General features: G+C 69.9%; 14 protein-coding genes. 3 read left to right on the top strand and 11 right to left on the bottom strand.

Going from position 1 to position 15,039, the window contains the following annotated elements; genetic code table 11:
- Positions 1–27: 27 nt before the first annotated feature.
- The 4 genes from QF035_RS25090 to QF035_RS25075 form a co-directional block, all read right to left on the bottom strand.
- A complete protein-coding gene (locus QF035_RS25090; protein ID WP_307522844.1) occupies positions 28–696 on the bottom strand; it encodes a response regulator in 669 nt (222 codons plus the stop codon).
- A complete protein-coding gene (locus QF035_RS25085) occupies positions 693–1,946 on the bottom strand; it encodes a sensor histidine kinase (protein WP_307531401.1) in 1,254 nt (417 codons plus the stop codon). Before QF035_RS25085 ends, QF035_RS25090 begins: the two co-directional genes overlap by 4 nt.
- A gap of 193 nt (positions 1,947–2,139) precedes the next feature.
- The gene (locus tag QF035_RS25080; RefSeq protein WP_307522842.1) at positions 2,140–2,913 is read right to left on the bottom strand and encodes an ABC transporter permease; all 774 of its coding nucleotides are present in this window, start codon (positions 2,911–2,913) and stop codon (positions 2,140–2,142) included.
- Complete coding sequence (locus tag QF035_RS25075) at positions 2,910–3,824, bottom strand: ABC transporter ATP-binding protein (protein WP_307522841.1); 915 nt, start codon at positions 3,822–3,824, stop codon at positions 2,910–2,912. Before QF035_RS25075 ends, QF035_RS25080 begins: the two co-directional genes overlap by 4 nt.
- Before the next feature lie 95 nt (positions 3,825–3,919).
- Here QF035_RS25075 and QF035_RS25070 point away from each other — a divergent pair, with 95 nt between their 5' ends.
- Entirely contained in the window at positions 3,920–4,510 is a 591-nt protein-coding gene (locus tag QF035_RS25070) for a GNAT family N-acetyltransferase (protein ID WP_307522839.1), read from the top strand.
- Between the two features lie 33 nt (positions 4,511–4,543).
- Here QF035_RS25070 and QF035_RS25065 read toward each other — a convergent pair whose 3' ends face one another.
- The 7 genes from QF035_RS25065 to QF035_RS25035 all read right to left on the bottom strand — a co-directional run bounded on the left by QF035_RS25065 (position 4,544) and on the right by QF035_RS25035 (position 13,697).
- Positions 4,544–6,127 carry a type IV secretory system conjugative DNA transfer family protein gene (locus QF035_RS25065; protein WP_307522838.1) on the bottom strand — a complete coding sequence of 528 codons (1,584 nt, stop codon included), beginning with the start codon at positions 6,125–6,127 and terminating at the stop codon, positions 4,544–4,546.
- A 14-nt stretch (positions 6,128–6,141) separates the two neighbouring features.
- Complete coding sequence (locus QF035_RS25060) at positions 6,142–7,566, bottom strand: ATP-binding protein (RefSeq protein ID WP_055613372.1); 1,425 nt, start codon at positions 7,564–7,566, stop codon at positions 6,142–6,144.
- A gap of 12 nt (positions 7,567–7,578) precedes the next feature.
- On the bottom strand, positions 7,579–9,138 hold the full coding sequence (locus tag QF035_RS25055; RefSeq protein WP_307522837.1) for an SCO6880 family protein: 1,560 nt from the start codon (positions 9,136–9,138) through the stop codon (positions 7,579–7,581).
- Positions 9,135–10,457, bottom strand: a complete 1,323-nt coding sequence (locus QF035_RS25050) for a hypothetical protein (RefSeq protein WP_307522835.1) — start codon at positions 10,455–10,457, stop codon at positions 9,135–9,137. The genes QF035_RS25055 and QF035_RS25050 overlap by 4 nt, the downstream gene beginning before the upstream one ends.
- On the bottom strand, positions 10,447–11,286 hold the full coding sequence (locus QF035_RS25045; protein WP_307522834.1) for a hypothetical protein: 840 nt from the start codon (positions 11,284–11,286) through the stop codon (positions 10,447–10,449). The genes QF035_RS25050 and QF035_RS25045 overlap by 11 nt, the downstream gene beginning before the upstream one ends.
- A gap of 191 nt (positions 11,287–11,477) precedes the next feature.
- Entirely contained in the window at positions 11,478–11,786 is a 309-nt protein-coding gene (locus QF035_RS25040) for a hypothetical protein (RefSeq protein ID WP_055613376.1), read from the bottom strand.
- A 543-nt stretch (positions 11,787–12,329) separates the two neighbouring features.
- Entirely contained in the window at positions 12,330–13,697 is a 1,368-nt protein-coding gene (locus tag QF035_RS25035; RefSeq protein WP_373466715.1) for a S53 family peptidase, read from the bottom strand.
- 317 nt (positions 13,698–14,014) lie between these two features.
- Here QF035_RS25035 and QF035_RS25030 point away from each other — a divergent pair, with 317 nt between their 5' ends.
- Positions 14,015–14,401, top strand: a complete 387-nt coding sequence (locus QF035_RS25030; RefSeq protein WP_307522833.1) for an ArsR/SmtB family transcription factor — start codon at positions 14,015–14,017, stop codon at positions 14,399–14,401.
- Positions 14,398–15,036, top strand: coding sequence for an SRPBCC family protein (locus QF035_RS25025; RefSeq protein ID WP_307522831.1), 639 nt, complete (start codon positions 14,398–14,400; stop codon positions 15,034–15,036). Before QF035_RS25030 ends, QF035_RS25025 begins: the two co-directional genes overlap by 4 nt.
- The last annotated feature ends 3 nt before the right edge of the window (positions 15,037–15,039 follow it).

Genomic DNA, 15,039 nt, shown 5'->3' with positions numbered 1-15,039 from the left:
TTTTCCTGCCCCTTTTACCGGTCCCTTTCAGGACGGCTCCACCAGCCTTGTGTCGTACGCCAGGATCACCGCTTGGATGCGGTCCCGGGAGCCAGTCTTCGCGAGGATGCGGCTCACGTGGGTCTTCACCGTTGATTCGGCGAGATGGAGCCGGGTGGATATCTCTGTGTTCGTCCAGCCCTGGCCGACGACCGTCAGGATTTCGCGCTCGCGGTCCGTGAGGGAGGTCAGGCGCGGGTCCTGGCCGGGGGCTGTTTCCGGGCCCGGAGTGGGGAGGTGCTCGGCGTAGGCGTCGAGGAGGCGACGCGTGAGGCTCGGGGCCACGACCGCGTCGCCCGTGGCCACCGCGCGGATGCCGGCGAGCAGTTCCTCGGGCTGGGCGTCCTTGATGAGGAAGCCGGAGGCGCCCGCCCGCAGGCCTGCGTACGCGTACTCGTCCAGGTCGAACGTGGTGAGGATGAGGACGCGGGTGCGGTTTCCGGAGGAGACGATGCGGCGGGTCGCCTCGATGCCGTCGAGGCCGGGCATGCGGATGTCCATCAGGGCGACGTCCGGGTGGAGTTCGGCCGTCATGCGGATCGCCTCGCTGCCGTTGGACGCTTCGCCCACGACCGACATGTCGTCCTGGCTCTCCAGGAGCATGCGGAAGCCGAAGCGCTGCAGCGGCTGGTCGTCGACGATGAGCACGGTGGTCACTGCGGGGTTTCCTCCGGTAGGTGAAGGTGGACGCGCCAGCCGTGGTCCGGGAGCGGGCCGGACTCAAGTGTCCCGCCGTACAGGGCAGTTCGTTCGCGCATTCCGGTGAGACCGCGGCCCCCGGTGCCGTTGCTCCGGCCTGTGCTTCCGCGGCCGGTGTCGGTCACCGTCGCGGTCACGGCGCCTCCGTTCCCGTACGACACCGAGACCGTCGATGTCGCGTCTGGGCCGCCGTGCTTGAGGGTGTTCGTCAGGGCTTCCTGGATGACTCTGTAGACGGCGAGTTGGCGGCCCGGCGGGAGGGCGGTGGCTTGGCCGTGGATGGTGGTGCGGACGGGGAGGCCGGCGGAACGTACGCCTTCTATGAGGTGGTCCAGGTCGGTGAGGGACGGCTGGGGGGCCATCTCCACTCCCGGGGGTTCAAGGGGGCCAAGTGGGTCAAGTCCCAGGCGTTCGGCTCCTGGTGGCTGTGTTCCTGAGGGGTCCGCGCGTAGTACGTCCAGGAGGCGGCGGAGTTCGCCCAGGGCCTGGCGGCTGGTCGTGCCGATGGCGGTGAGGGCCTGGGCGGCTCGTTCGGGGTTCTTGGCGGCGGCGTACGAACCGCCGTCCGCGAGGCTCGTGATGACCGAGAGGTTGTGGCCGATGATGTCGTGCATCTCGCGGGCTATGCGGGTGCGTTCGGCGGCGGTGGCGAGGCGGGCCTGCTGGTCGCGCTCCACCTCCAGCTGGCGGGCGCGCTCGACGAGGGAGGCGAGGTACTCCTGGCGGGTGCGGTACGAGACGCCCACGATGGCCACCATGGCGAGGCGGGTCGCCTGCGGAACGATGGACTGGTCGGCGCCCTGTTCTTCGGGGTAGCGGAGGGCGTCCACGACGATCGGCCCCAGGGTGAGGGCGTACGACCAGAGCAGGGTGCGCAAGCCGGTGTGCAGCGCGATGTTGAACGTGGCGACGAGCAGGGTCAGGCTCGCCTGGAGGTCCGTGCCGGTCCAGGCGTTGACGACCGCGAGCGGGAGCATCGCCAGGAGGATCGTGACGGGATATGTGCGGCGCCACAGGAGCGGGACCGTGAATCCCAGCGTCAGGGTGGTGAGAAGCCAGGTCGGTGCGTCCGGGTTCTCGGTGATGTTCCGCCAGCCTCCCTGCATGTCGTTGACCGCGGCGGCCAGGAGGAAACCCGAGACCAGGACGTCCCACACCAGCGGGTGGCGCCGGTCGAAGGCGCGCACCCGGTGGCTGAGGCGGTGTATCTGGCGGGTGGCGGGCTGTTGGCGGGCCCCGTCCGGTGACCAGCCCCGCCAGGACTGGTCGCGCCAGGCCTGGTCCCGGCGGGCGCGGTCACGGCGGCTCTGGTCGCGGGCCCTGCGCAGCCAGTTGCGGGGCCGGTCCCGTGTCTCGGTCACGGTTCCATCCTCGTACGCGAGCCGGTGGTGAGGGAGTTGGTCATACGTCCCGTCGTTCGAGGAGGAGGCCCGCGGCGCCCAGGATCGCCGCCGTCCACAGGGCGAGGGCGAGGAGGGCGGGGCCCGTGGCCCCGTAGTCGGAGCTGTCCTGGAGGGTCATCAGGCCCTCGGCCGCCCTGCCGGGGAAGTACTTGGCGGCGCTGTCCATGACGTCGTACGGGAACATCCTGAGGACCTCAGGGAGGACCGTGACGCCTCCGATGAAGGCGGTGATGCCGCCGGGGACCGAGCGGAGCAGGGCGCCCAGGCCGAGGCCGATGAGGGCCAGGGCGGTCAGGCCCGCCGCGCTGCCGAGGAGGGTGCCGAGGACGCCCGGTTCGGTGAGGGACAGTTCCTTGTCCGTGCCGTCGAGGAAGAGTTGCCCGGCCGTGAACGTGACGAGGAACGTGGCCAGGGTGGCGGTGAAGACGACCGCGGTGACCACGCCCGCCTTGGACCAGAGGACCGGGAGGCGGCGCGGTACGGCCACCATCGTTGAGCGGATCATCCCCGTGCCGTACTCGCCCGCGATGAACAGGACGGCGACGACGGCCAGGATGATCTGCGAGAACTGCGTGCCGAAGAGGAGGAACTGGACGGGGTCGACGCCGGTGACCTCGCCGCGGTCCTGTTCGTAGGACGCGCCCATCGCGATGCCGACGCCGAGAGTCAGGACGGTCGCGGCGGTCAGCATGATCCAGGTGGAGCGGACCGTCCACAGCTTGTGCCATTCGGAGCGCAGGATGCGGGTCGGGGTGAGGGCGAGGGTGGTCATGCCGGCTCCAAGTGGGCTGCGTACTCGAGGGAGTCGCGGGTCAGGTCCATGAAGGCCTGCTCCAACGAGGCGGCGTGGGGGGTGAGTTCGAAGAGGGGGATGCCGTGGGTGGCGGCGGTGCGGCCGATGTGTTCGGCGTCCGTGCCGCTGATTTCGAGGGTTCCGGGGGTGGGGCTGGTGACGTCCACGCCTGGGGCGCCGAGGAGTTGGGTGAGCAGGCCCGCTTCCGGGGTGACCACCTTGATCGTGCCCGCGCCCGATTCGCGTACGAACGTGTCGACCGTCGTGTCGGCGAGCAGGCGGCCCCTGCCGATGATGATCAGGTGCTCGGCGGTCAGGGCCATCTCGCTCATCAGGTGGGAGGAGACGAAGACCGTACGGCCTTCCGCGGCAAGGGACTTGAGGAGGTTGCGGATCCACAGGACGCCCTCGGGGTCGAGGCCGTTGACCGGTTCGTCGAGGATCACGGTGGCCGGGTCTCCGAGCAACGCGGCGGCGATGCCGAGGCGTTGGCCCATGCCGAGGGAGAAGCCCTTGACCCGTCGTCCGGCCACGTCGGTCAGGCCGGTGAGGTCCAGGACGTGGTCGACGCGGCTCCTGGGGATGCCGTGGGTGAGGGCGAGGGCGACCAGGTGGTGGCGGGCCGTGCGGCCCGGGTGGACCGAGCGGGCCTCCAGGAGCGCGCCGACCTCGTGGAGGGGTGCGGGGTGGTCGGCGTACGCGTGGTCGCCGACCGTCGCGGTGCCGTGTGTCGGGGCGTCCAGGCCGAGGATCATCCGCATGGTCGTGGACTTGCCGGCGCCGTTGGGGCCGAGGAAGCCGGTGACCGTGCCCGGTCGGACGGTGAAGGTGAGGTCGGAGACGACGGTCCTGTCGCCGTAGCGTTTGGTCAGTTCGGAGGCCGTAATCATGTCTTCGATGGTCGGCCGGGCGGGTCGCCGGGGGCGTCGGACGACGGCGGGATATGAGGTGAAGGGTGTAGTACCCCGGTATTACGGTGACCCTCATGAGCCCCGATGTTCGTTCTGATGACCGTCCCGATGCCTCGGCTGACCATGTGGTGCGTTCGATACGTGCCGACGAGTGGCCCGCGGCGAAGGAGCTGCGGCTGGCCGCGCTCCGGGATCCGGTGGCGCACCTCGCCTTTCTGGAGACGTACGAGGCTGCCGTGGGCCGGCCCGACAGCTTCTGGCGGGAGCGGGCGGCCGGGGCCGCCGAGGGCGTGCGTGAGCGGCAGCAGGTGGTGGCCGTGGCGCCCGACGGGCGGTGGGTCGGGTCGGTGGTCGTGCTCGTCGAGGAGGCGGGGGCCCAGGGCGCGCTCGGGGATGTGAGCGACGTACGCCAGGGGCATCTCGTGGCCGTCTATGTGCGGCCGGAGGTGCGGGGGCGGGGGCTCACCGAGCGGCTCTTCGCGTACGCCCTGGAGTGGGCGTGGGAGGTCGCGGGGGTGGAGCGGGTGCGGTTGTTCGTGGACGAGCGGAACGGGCGGGCCGAGGCCTTCTACCGGAAGTTCGGGTTCGTGCCCACGGGGGAGAGTGTTCCGGTGCCCGGGGATCCGGGCGCGCGGGAGCTTGAGTTCGTGTTCAAGCGGCCCTAGGGGGCGGTGAGTTACCCGGACTTGCCCGGTGACCTACACCGGGAGTTCGTGGTGGGGCCAGCGGGAGCGGGCCTGTTCGCGGGAGCGGAGGAGGGCCAGGGTGGGGAGGCCCCGGTCCTGGCCCGTGCCTCCGCCCACGGACAGGAGGTCCGGGAGCTGGGGGAGCGGGGCCACCGCCGCCACGTCGTCCAGGACGAGGGTGAGTGGTGGGTCGAGGCGACCGGAGGATGACCGTTCGGCCATGCGCCGGCCGCGCTCGACCACGCTTGAGGCGAGGGCCGTCAGCAGGGGCATCGCGCCGGGATTCGCCCTGGGGTCCTCGATGGGTTCACCGACCACATAAAGCGTGCCCCCTTCGTCGACGAAGGAATCCAAGGTGAGGCTGTCGGTTCGATTTGGGGTGCAGGCTTCGCGGACATTCACCGTGAACAGGGCGGACAGGGCCCGGGCCGTCAACTCCTGGGCGATGTCCCGGCGTTCGGGGTGCGAGGTGAGGGTGGCTTCGAGTTCGCCTGCGGAGCCGGAGGCGGCCTTGGGGTTCGTACGGAGGATGCGTACGGCTTCCTGGACCTGGGTGCCCTGGGCCCAGCGGTGGACGTGGCGGATGGTGCGGCCGTCCACGGCGGCGGCGTGGAGGTAGCTGCGCAGGAGGGTCTCGGCCGTGTCGGCGACCGTCTGGTCGATCTTCGCGGTGGGGCGGACCGGGGCGAGGAGCGCTGCCGCGCGGGCCTTGGCGGTGTCCTTGTTCTCGCAGCCGGCGGACGGGGACCAGTGGAGGCGGGCCGGGGTGTCGCAGAGGTGGGAGGGGTCGTAGAGGAGGACGGGGCCCAGTTTCGCGCGGGCGTCCTTCGTGTCCGACCAGAGGGTGGGGTTGGAGGTGATGACGAGGGCCGGGCCGTCGGCGTCCCGGATCGCCTGGACGGCGAGGGGGTGGCGGGTCTCGGGTGGGCCGAGGATGACGGGGCCGCGCGGTGCCGGCACGGGGCTTTCCCATCCACCCGCCCGTTCACCGTCAGTCGTCACAGGAACCGATTCCAGCGGCGGCTCCGCCGCCCGGACCGGGGCCGCCGCGGGATGGTCCGCCGCCGGCTGCGGCGCCGTGGCGTGCTCGACCGGCGGGTGTGCCGGGTGCTCCGCTCCCGGCCGCTCCACCTCGGTCCGCTCCGCCGCCCGGCTCCGAGGGACCTCGCGAGGCTCGTCCTTGGACAGAAGGTCCGGCTCCGCCGCGGCAGCCAGCGCCAGCGCCCTGCGTCTCGCCCTCACCGCCCGCCACCTCGCCGCCGTTCCCATGACGAACACCGTCAGGACCAGCAGGACCATCAGCTGGCCGATGAACAGGCCCCAGAAGAGGCCGTACCCGGAGAGTTGGGTCTCCGGGGTCTCCGGCCAGGCGGCCGCGATGTCGTGGGGGGCCTCGACGAGTTGGCGCATGGCCAGGGGCGTACGGCGGAAGGTGACCTCGGAGGGCCAGGAGCCGTGGGTGAAGAGGCCGGCCAGGCCGGTCGCCGTCCACACCATGACGGTCATGCCGAGGACGAAGGCCAGGACACCGACCAGCAGTCCGTCGGGGATGCCGCCTTCGCCGCCGCGGTGGCGGTCGCGCTCGTCCGGTCTCATCTCGGGCCGCTCCTCTACGCCACCGTGGACTCGGACGAGTCGTCGAGGTCGCTCAGGTGTTGCTCCATGAACGCCGCCGCGCGTTCCTCCGCCTCCAGCTCGGCGGCCCGCAGGGCGTCGTCCGTCAGGTGGTCGGCCGACGACTGTGTCATGGCGCGGTCGGTGAAGACGAGGGGGCGTTCGGTCTCGGTGATCAGGTGTTTGACCACTTGGACGTTGCCGTTGACGTCCCAGACCGCGATGCCGGGCGTCAGGGTGGGGATGATTTCCACAGCCCACCTGGGCAGGCCGAGGACTCGTCCCGTCGACCTCGCCTCGTCCGCCTTCTGGGCGTAGATCGTCCGGGTGGACGCCATCTTGAGGATCGCGGAGGCCTCTTTCGCCGCCGCTCCGTCGACCACGTCGCTCAAGTGGTGGACCACCGCCACGAACGACAGACCCAGGCGGCGTCCGAACTTCAGCAGGCGCTGGAAGAGCTGGGCCACGAACGGGCTGTTGATGATGTGCCAGGCCTCCTCGACCAGGAAGATGCGCTTCCTTCGGTCGGGGCGGATCCAGGTGTGCTCCAGCCACACGCCGACGATCGCCATGAGGATCGGCATGGCGATGGAGTTGCGGTCGATGTGGGACAGGTCGAAGACGATGAGCGGCGCGTCGAGGTCGATGCCGACCGTCGTCGGGCCGTCGAACATGCCGCGCAGGTCACCGTCGACGAGGCGGTCGATGACGAGGGCGACGTCCAGGCCCCAGGCCCGTACGTCGTCTATGGCGACGTTCATCGCCTCCGCCGACTCCGGTTCGGGGTGGCGCAGTTGCTCGACGATGTCCGTCAGTACGGGCTGGCGCTCGACGATCGTCTCGTTGACGTAGGCGTGCGCGACCTTGAGCGCGAAGCCGGAGCGCTCGTCCAGGCCGTGGCCCATCGCGACCTCGATGATCGTCCGGAGCAGCGCGAGCTGGCCGGTCGTGGTGATCGCGGGGTCGAGCGGGTTGAGCCGGATGCCCATGTCCAGGGCGGCGGTCGGGTCGAGCCGGATGGGGGTTATACCCAGCTCACGGGCGATGAGGTTCCACTCGCCGTCGCCGTCCTCGCCCTGCGCGTCGAGCACGACGACCTGCCGGTCCTTGAACCTCAACTGCCGCAGGACGTACGTCTTCTCAAGGGCCGACTTGCCGTTGCCGGACTCGCCGAGGACCAGCCAGTGCGGTGCCGGGAGCTGCTGTCCGTACAGCTGGAAGGGGTCGTAGATGTAGCCCTTCCCGGAGTAGACCTCGCGGCCGATGATGACGCCGGAGTCGCCGAGGCCGGGGGCCGCGGTCGGCAGGTAGACGGCCTGGGCCTGGCCGGTGGAGGTGCGCACCGGTGGGCGGGTCGTCTCGACCTTGCCGAAGAGGAAGGACGTGAAGGCCTCGGTGAGGACGGACAGCGGATCCCGCATCAGTACTCAGCCCTACCTTCGGATGCCGGTGGCGAACGGGAGTGTGTTCACGAAGGCGCGGTGGTGTTCGCGGTCGCACCACTCCAGCTTCAGATACGACTTGCCGGCCGAGGCCCTTATGGTCCGCTTGTCGCGGGCGAGGGCTTCGGGGTTGCGGGACGAGACGGTGATGTAGCCGACGATGTTGACGCCGGCCGCGCCGCTCGCGAGGTCCTCGCCGCGCTGGTCCATGCGGTTGTGCGAGGCGACGTCGCGCGGGTCGACGGTGCGGTTCATCTTGGCCTGGCGGCTGGCCTCGGCGTCGTCGTTCGTCTTCTCGGTGAGCATCCGCTCGATGGCGACCTCGGTGGGTTCGAGGTCCATCGTCACGGCGACCGTGCGGATCACGTCGGGGGTGTGGACGAGCAGCGGGGCGAGGAAGTTGACGCCCACCGGGGTCATCGGCCACTCCTTCACCCAGGCCGTGGAGTGGCACCAGGGGGCGCGGGTGGAGGACTCGCGGGTCTTGGCCTGGAGGTAGGTGGGCTCCATGGCGTCCAGCTCGGCCGGCCACGCGTTGCGCTTGGTCATCGCCTGGATGTGGTCGATGGGGTGGTCCGGGTCGTACATCGAATGTACGAGGGAGGAGAGGCGGCCCTGTCCGAGCGGCTGGCGCACCCGGATGTCGGCCTCCTGGAGGCGTGAGCAGATGTCGGTGAGCTCGCGGGCCATGACGACGGCGAGTCCGGAGTCGCGGTCGAGCTTCTTGCCGCCCTGCGGGCGTGCGGCGCGGGCCATCGCGTGGCCCTCGGCGGCGAGTTCGCGGGAGTAGTGCATGCAGGCGACGAGGTAGGCGCGGTGCTGTTCGCTGCTCGTCGACACCATGGACTGGAGCTGGTCGTACGACTGCTGGAGCCAGCCGGGGGCCTTCTCGTCGCCGCGTACGACGACGTCCTTGGCGTGGGCGTCCGGGTCGGCGGGGAGCGTACGGGCGAGCATCTGGAGGCGGGTGACGAAGCCGTCGCCGTTCGCGACGTGCTTGAGCAGGGTGCCGAAGCGGTCGACGAGGGTTTCCTGGTCCTCGCTGTCGCGGAGGCCGACGCCCGGGCCCTCGATCTCGATCGCCGCAGTGACGGTTTTCCGGTCGGCGTGCAGGAGGACGGCGATCTCGTCCGGGCCGAAGGGCGCGGCGAGCCAGGTGATCCGTCCGATGCCGGGCGGGGGGCCGACCTCGACCTCGCGGCCGTCGATGCGCGTGCCGGACTCCATGACCTTGCTGCGGTAGGCGGTGCCCTGGCGGAGGCTGCGCTTGTAACTGCGGTTGATCTCGAACCACTTGTAGAAGGTCCGTCGCTTGTACGGCACGTACACCGCGGCCAGTGCCAGCATCGGGAAGCCCACGAGGGCCACGATGCGCAGGGAGAGCACGGGGACGATCAGACCGGACATCATGCCGAGGAACGCGCCCACGATGATCAGCGCGATCTCGCCGGACTCGCGGTTGCGGCCGACGATCGCGTTCGGCCGGGCGCGGCCGATCAGATATGTCCGGCGGGGCGTGACCGGATGGGACACGTGGGACTCGGTCGTCAACGCCCTTCACCTCCCGTGCGGTTGTTGCTGCTGTTGCGTGTGTTTCCGGCGTGGGGGGTGTTCACCGGGCTGCTGCGCGGTGGGGGTGCGGCGGAGGGGACAGATCCGCCGCCCCCGCCCGAGCCGCCGCGTGAGCTGTGGGCGGCGACGCCGCCGGAGACGGGGTTGGAGGGGCGGGCTCCGCCGCCTCCGCCTCCGCCGCCGTTGTTGTCGGCCCGGGCGCTGTGGGTCTTGATGCCCTGGGCGACGAGGGTGGCGGGCGAGCTGATGACGGCCGCGGCCTTGCCTTCGGCGCCCTGCATGATGCGGTTGTTGCGGGAGCCGGCGATCTCGTCGCCGAAGCCCGGTACGAAGCGGTAGATCATCGCGCTCGCGAAGATGGCGAGCAGGATGATGGCGAGGCCGGAGACGACGGCGGAGAACGCGTCGGGTCCGTCCTCGGCGGAGAGGGCGCCGGCCAGGCCCAGCACGATCACGATCACCGGTTTGACGAGGATGACGGCGATCATGATGCCCGCCCAGCGGCGGACGTGGCCCCAGAGGTTCTTGTCGACCAGGCCGGCGTAGACGACGGTGCCGAGGAGCGCGCCCACGTAGAGGAGGGCGGCGCGGATCACGAGCTCCAGCCACAGGACGCCCGCGGCCAGGATCGACACGAGCGACACCACGATCAGCATGATCGGGCCGCCGCCGATGTCGGTGCCCTTGTTCAGGGCGCCGGAGAAGTTGCCGAAGAACGTGTCCGTCTGGTTGCCGGTGGTCTTGGCGAGGACCTCGGCGATGCCGTCGGTCGCCGACACGACGGTGTAGAGGATCAGCGGGGTGAAGGCCGACGCCAGCACCGTCAGCCAGAGGAAGCCGATCGCCTCGCCGATGGCCGTGCTGAGGGGGACGCCTCGCACGGCCCGTTTGGCGACCGCGAGCAGCCACAGGAGGAGGGTCAGGATCGTCGACGCGGCGAAGACGACCGCGTACTGCTGCAGGAACGTGGTGTTCGTGAAGTCGACGGTCGCCGTGTTCTGGACCGCGTCACTGAGCTTGTCGATGGTCCAGGAGGCGGCTTTGGCACAGCCCTTGGCGAGGGAGGCTAGGGGGTCGAGGGTGTCGGCCACGCCGGGCGGGGTGGTGTCGCCCTTGTCGGCGCTGCCGCGTTCGCAGTATTCCTTTGCAGGGCCGGCGATCAGTGAGCAGGGATCGTCCGAGGGCGTCGGCGTTGGCGTCGGAGCCGCGTAGGCCTGTGAGGCCAGCAGCACGACAGTGGTCTGTACGGCTGCTACGACGCCGGTGAGCTTGAGCGCGCGCTGCGGGCTACCGGGCATACGTGAACCCTCCGAACTCCTCGACCGCCTTGCCGATCTCGTCCGTCCCGGAGACGGGGTTGTCTCCGTTGACGGGGGTTGGGCCGGTCTTCTGGCTGGTCTCCAGGACCTTCCAGTCGCCACTGGCCCAGTTCAGCTTCATGGTCACGGTGAACCAGCCGTTGGTCACGGGGTTGGTGGACGCGTCCCCGGTGAGCCCGAAGAGGCTGTTGCACCAGACTTCGACGGTGGCCGCGTCGGCGCTGTGGGAGGTGACCTTGGTGCCCACTGGCAGCGTCCGGTTGACGAACGTGGTGCCTGAGGGCGCAGCGCCGTCCTTGTCGAGGCCGATCTTCTTCAGGAAGTCCGCCGAGTAGTCCGCGTCGAACCCCGACTGGAGTTGATCCAGTGCGCCGGGATCGGCGACCGCCTGCACGATCTCGTGCCTCTTGGCGGTGTTGAACATGCCGTCGGAACCCAGCGCCACCGTGTAGTTGGCCGCCGCGCTCTGCGCACCCTGCTCGTTGTGCGCGTACCCGGACGGAATCCCGGCCGCCTTCGTGTCCACGGGCCGCTCCCCGGTGGCAGCCGTCGGCGCCGATTTCGTCTTGTCGCCGCCCGACTCGTCCGAGCCGGAATCACCGCCACCACGGTTCGCGAAGGCGATGGCGGCAATCAGGAGCACCACGACCCCCACCACCGTGACGAGGCTGCGGGAGGACGAACGGCCGCCGCGTCGTGCGCCGCCGTAGACGTCACCGGCACTGTCGGGGAGCCGTGTGCGGGTCTGGCCGGTACCCCCGTATCCGCCGTCGTCGCCGCGCGCTCCGTGCTCGTCGCCGAGACTCATGCCGCGTACGCCCCCTCAACCTCTTGCTGAACCGCGTAATACGACGGTAGCCGCGCTGGCTTCAGCGCGGGCGCGGTGTGGTGACTCGACATCAGGGAAACGCAACCTCAGCCGGTGGGCACGACGGACGGATGGGTAGAGGGAGACCGGGCGTGCCCGGCCGGGTCTGAGAACGCCGAGCCGGCGGCCGCCTAGACGGCCATGCCGTACACGATGGTGAAGACGGTGCCGAGGGAACCGATGATGAAGACTCCGGTGAGACCCGCGACGATGAGGCCCTTGCCTTGTTCGGCGCTGAAGGTGTCGCGGAGGGCCGTCGCGCCGATGCGTTGCTTCGCCGCGCCCCAGATCGCGATGCCGAGGCACAGCAGGATGGCGACCGCCATCACGACCTCGATCATTACCCGCGCCTCGTTGCCCAGGCTGCCGAAGGGGCCCCAGTCCGGGGCAATCCCGCCGATGATGGTGTTGATGTCGCCCTTTTCGGCTGCGAAAAGCATGTAAGTCACCGCCCCTTGTGGGTTGTTCTGCACCCCCTGCCACTCTGCGCAGAGGTCAGGGCCATTGTCGCCGACAATGACGCTGTCGCATGTCGACTTGGCGTCATTGATTGGCGGGTTTCGTACGGATCCCTTGTCACCGGCCCTCGCGGGGCCCTGACGGGAGCGGGGGTCGGTATACAGGGAGGCATATCGTCACTCTGTGTATCACGGCAGGTCACGCCGGGCAATGAAGTGGAACCGGAAGTCGAACCGGAACCTGAGATGTGGTTCCGTCGTTAGCCCCTCTTATCCGGCTCACTCCGGGCGTTGACCCACTCCGCCCGCCCATCGAGCCCGACCCCGTCCCATGTGCGCCGGTCCGTCGTGCCGATGTTCTCCGGGTCGTACGTCTCCTGGTGAGTAGACGCCGCCCGTTTTGCGCTGGGGAGAGGCTAACCCGGCGCGGGGGGTGGGGATGTGGCGGGGTGTCACCCACAGGGCATGGCAATGGGCCGGGGATCCATGATCCCCGGCCCATTGGTTCTGTCGGTCGAGTGACCGTCAGCCGGTGAAGGCCGAGAGTCCCTCGGGTGTGCCCAGGCCCGTCGGGCCGTCGTAGCCCGACCCGGCCGTGCAGAGGTAGCTCGTGGTGCAGGTGCCGTTGCTGCCGCTGGTCACGTCGTTGAGGGCGGACGTGCCGGCCGCCGTGTACGGGAACTTCGCCGGGTAGGAGCTGGTGGAGGGGGTGCCGGCGAGGGCGTACACGCCCGCGATGATCGGGGCTGAGGCGCTGGTACCGCCGAAGGTGTACCAGCCGGCCGTGACGCCGTAGGAGTCGTAGACCGAGACGCCCGTCGCCGGGTCGGCGACCGCCGAGACATCCGCGATCGCTCGCTTGGCGCAGCCCGTGTCCGTCTGCCAGGACGGCTTCGTGTCGTACGCGGAGCAGCCCGAGCCGGTGCCCTCGGTGCTGCTGGTCGACCAGACCTGCTCGCTCCAGCCGCGGGACGAGGAGCCGGAGGAGAGGGCGGTGCCGCCGACCGCGGTCACGTACTGGGAGGCCGCCGGGTACTCGGCGCCGTAGCCGCTGTCGCCCGCGCTGACCGTGATCGCGACGCCCGGGTGCTTGAAGTACGAGGTGTCGTAGGAGGAGTCGGAGGACGACTCGCCGCCGCCGTAGCTGTTGGACACGAACTTCGCGCCGAGCGTGACCGCCCTGTTCACGGCCGTGCCGAGGTTGGCCATGGAGGACGACTTGGCCTCGACCAGCAGGATGTCGCAGTTCGGGCAGGTCGCGCTGGCCATGTCCAGGTCGAGGGAGATCTCCTCGGCCCAGCCGCTGTCGGCCGTGGGGAGGGAGGTCGTGGAGCCGGTCTGACCGACCTTCTTGAAGCAGCCGTTGGCCGTGGTGCACGAGGAAAGGCCGTAGTACGAGCGGTACTTGGCGAGGTCCGCCTCGGCGTTCGGGTCGTCGTACGCGTCCACGATCGCAATGGTCTCGCCGGAACCCTTGGAGGAGGCGGCGGACGTCAGGCCGTACGCGTCCTGGAGGTCGCTCGGGCCGTAGCCGGAGGGGGTGGAGGCGTCCGCGGCCTTCGGTGTGACGCCGTCGGCCTTCGCCTCGGCCTTCTGGAAGGCGGTGGTGCCGCCGGTGACGCGCAGTGCCTTGCAGGCCATCCGGCCCTTCGCGGGCGTGGCGCACGCGCGGGTCCATGTCACCTTGCCGGTCGATGACTTGGCGGCGGCGGTGGCGTTGGTGGTGGCGGGGGCCGCGGTCGCCTGGACGGCCGTGCCGAGGCCGGCGAGGACGAGTGCGGTGGCGGCGATCGCGGCGGATCCGACGCGGCGCCATCTGACGCGTATGGAGGGACTGTTGGTGGATCTGCTGATGGATCCGTCGGACGGGGTGTGGGGGGTCGTGGAACGCAACGGACAGCCTCCTGGGCGTGGTTGACCGGGGCGGTGCGGGTGCGGTGTCGCCGGTGCGGTGTCCCCGGCGGGGGGCCTGGGTCGAAAGGATCAGCGGCCCGCGGATGACCATCCCTTGTTGGGTACGTGACAACAAGGCGCGTTCTGGAATCCTGACTTCCGCCTTACCGAACCCGGCGCCCCCCTTACTGATCAATGGCTGTGCGATGGCAAGGGGCTGGCTGTGGCTTGACCCGACTCACAGGAATGACAAGCGGTGCCTCTAAGTGTCTCTATTGTCTCGTGCTTATATAAGTGAGCGGTGATACGTTGGTGCCGTGCACGCATTCGACGTACTCGGGGATCCCGTACGCCGCCGGATCCTTGAGCTGCTCGCCGACGGTGAGATGAGCTCCGGGGCCGTCTCGGAGGTCATGAAGGAGGAGTTCGGCATATCGCAGCCGGGCGTCTCGCAGCATCTGAAGGTGCTGCGGGAGAACGGCTTCGCCACGGTCCGGCCGGAGGGGACCCGGCGGCTCTACGCGGTCAACTCCGACCCGTTGCGCGACATCGACGCGTGGCTGGCCCGCTTCCGGCATTTCTGGACCCCCCACCTGGACGCCCTGGCCACCGAACTGGCCCGGGGCAAGCGCGAGCGCCGGCTCCGTGAGTCCGCTGACGGCTCCGGCGGCGACGACCCCGTACAGCAGAGGAGCAACCCATGATCGACGTCACCCACCAGATCAACGCCGTACGGCGCCGCGTCGGCAGCCGTGTCATCGAGGCCGGCGAAGGACACGTGGTGACCCTGAGCCAGACGTACGACTCGACCGTCGAGGACCTCTGGGACGCCTGCACCAACCCCGAGCGCATCCCTCGCTGGTTCCTGCCCGTCACCGGTGACCTCCGCGTCGGCGGCAAGTACCAGCTGCAGGGCAACGCCAACGGCACCGTCGAGAGCTGCGACCCGCCGCGGGGCTTCACCGCGACCTGGGAGTTCGCCGGGGACGTCACCTGGATCGAGCTCCGGCTTGTCCCCGAGGCGGACGGCGGTACGCGCTTCGAGCTCGACCACATCGCCCCCGACGACGACGAGAAGTGGGCCCAGTTCGGCCCCGGAGCCGTCGGCGTCGGCTGGGACATGGCCCTCATCGGCCTCACCCTGCACCTGTCCACCGGCGAGGCCGTGAACCCCGAGGAGGCCATGGCCTGGTTCGGCACCGAGGAGGGCCTCCGGTTCGTGACCCTGAGCAGCGAGGGCTGGTACGCGGCGAGTGTCTCCGACGGTGAGGCGGAGGGGGTCGCACGGGCGCGGGCCGACCGGACGACTGCGGCGTACACCGGGGCCGAGTCGGACTGACGT

The organism is Streptomyces umbrinus (assembly GCF_030817415.1).
Taxonomy (GTDB): Bacteria; Actinomycetota; Actinomycetes; order Streptomycetales; family Streptomycetaceae; genus Streptomyces; species Streptomyces umbrinus_A.
This window is presented reverse-complemented; position numbering and strand designations above follow the sequence as displayed.

Coding starts and splice junctions, on each gene's coding strand:
- QF035_RS25080 (WP_307522842.1), bottom strand. CDS start 2,913: ATGACCACCCTCGCCCTCACCCCGACCCGCATCCTGCGCTCCGAATGG.
- QF035_RS25075 (WP_307522841.1), bottom strand. CDS start 3,824: ATGATTACGGCCTCCGAACTGACCAAACGCTACGGCGACAGGACCGTC.
- QF035_RS25070 (WP_307522839.1), top strand. CDS start 3,920: ATGAGCCCCGATGTTCGTTCTGATGACCGTCCCGATGCCTCGGCTGAC.
- QF035_RS25065 (WP_307522838.1), bottom strand. CDS start 6,127: ATGAGACCGGACGAGCGCGACCGCCACCGCGGCGGCGAAGGCGGCATC.
- QF035_RS25060 (WP_055613372.1), bottom strand. CDS start 7,566: ATGCGGGATCCGCTGTCCGTCCTCACCGAGGCCTTCACGTCCTTCCTC.
- QF035_RS25050 (WP_307522835.1), bottom strand. CDS start 10,457: ATGCCCGGTAGCCCGCAGCGCGCGCTCAAGCTCACCGGCGTCGTAGCA.
- QF035_RS25045 (WP_307522834.1), bottom strand. CDS start 11,286: ATGAGTCTCGGCGACGAGCACGGAGCGCGCGGCGACGACGGCGGATAC.
- QF035_RS25040 (WP_055613376.1), bottom strand. CDS start 11,786: ATGCTTTTCGCAGCCGAAAAGGGCGACATCAACACCATCATCGGCGGG.
- QF035_RS25025 (WP_307522831.1), top strand. CDS start 14,398: ATGATCGACGTCACCCACCAGATCAACGCCGTACGGCGCCGCGTCGGC.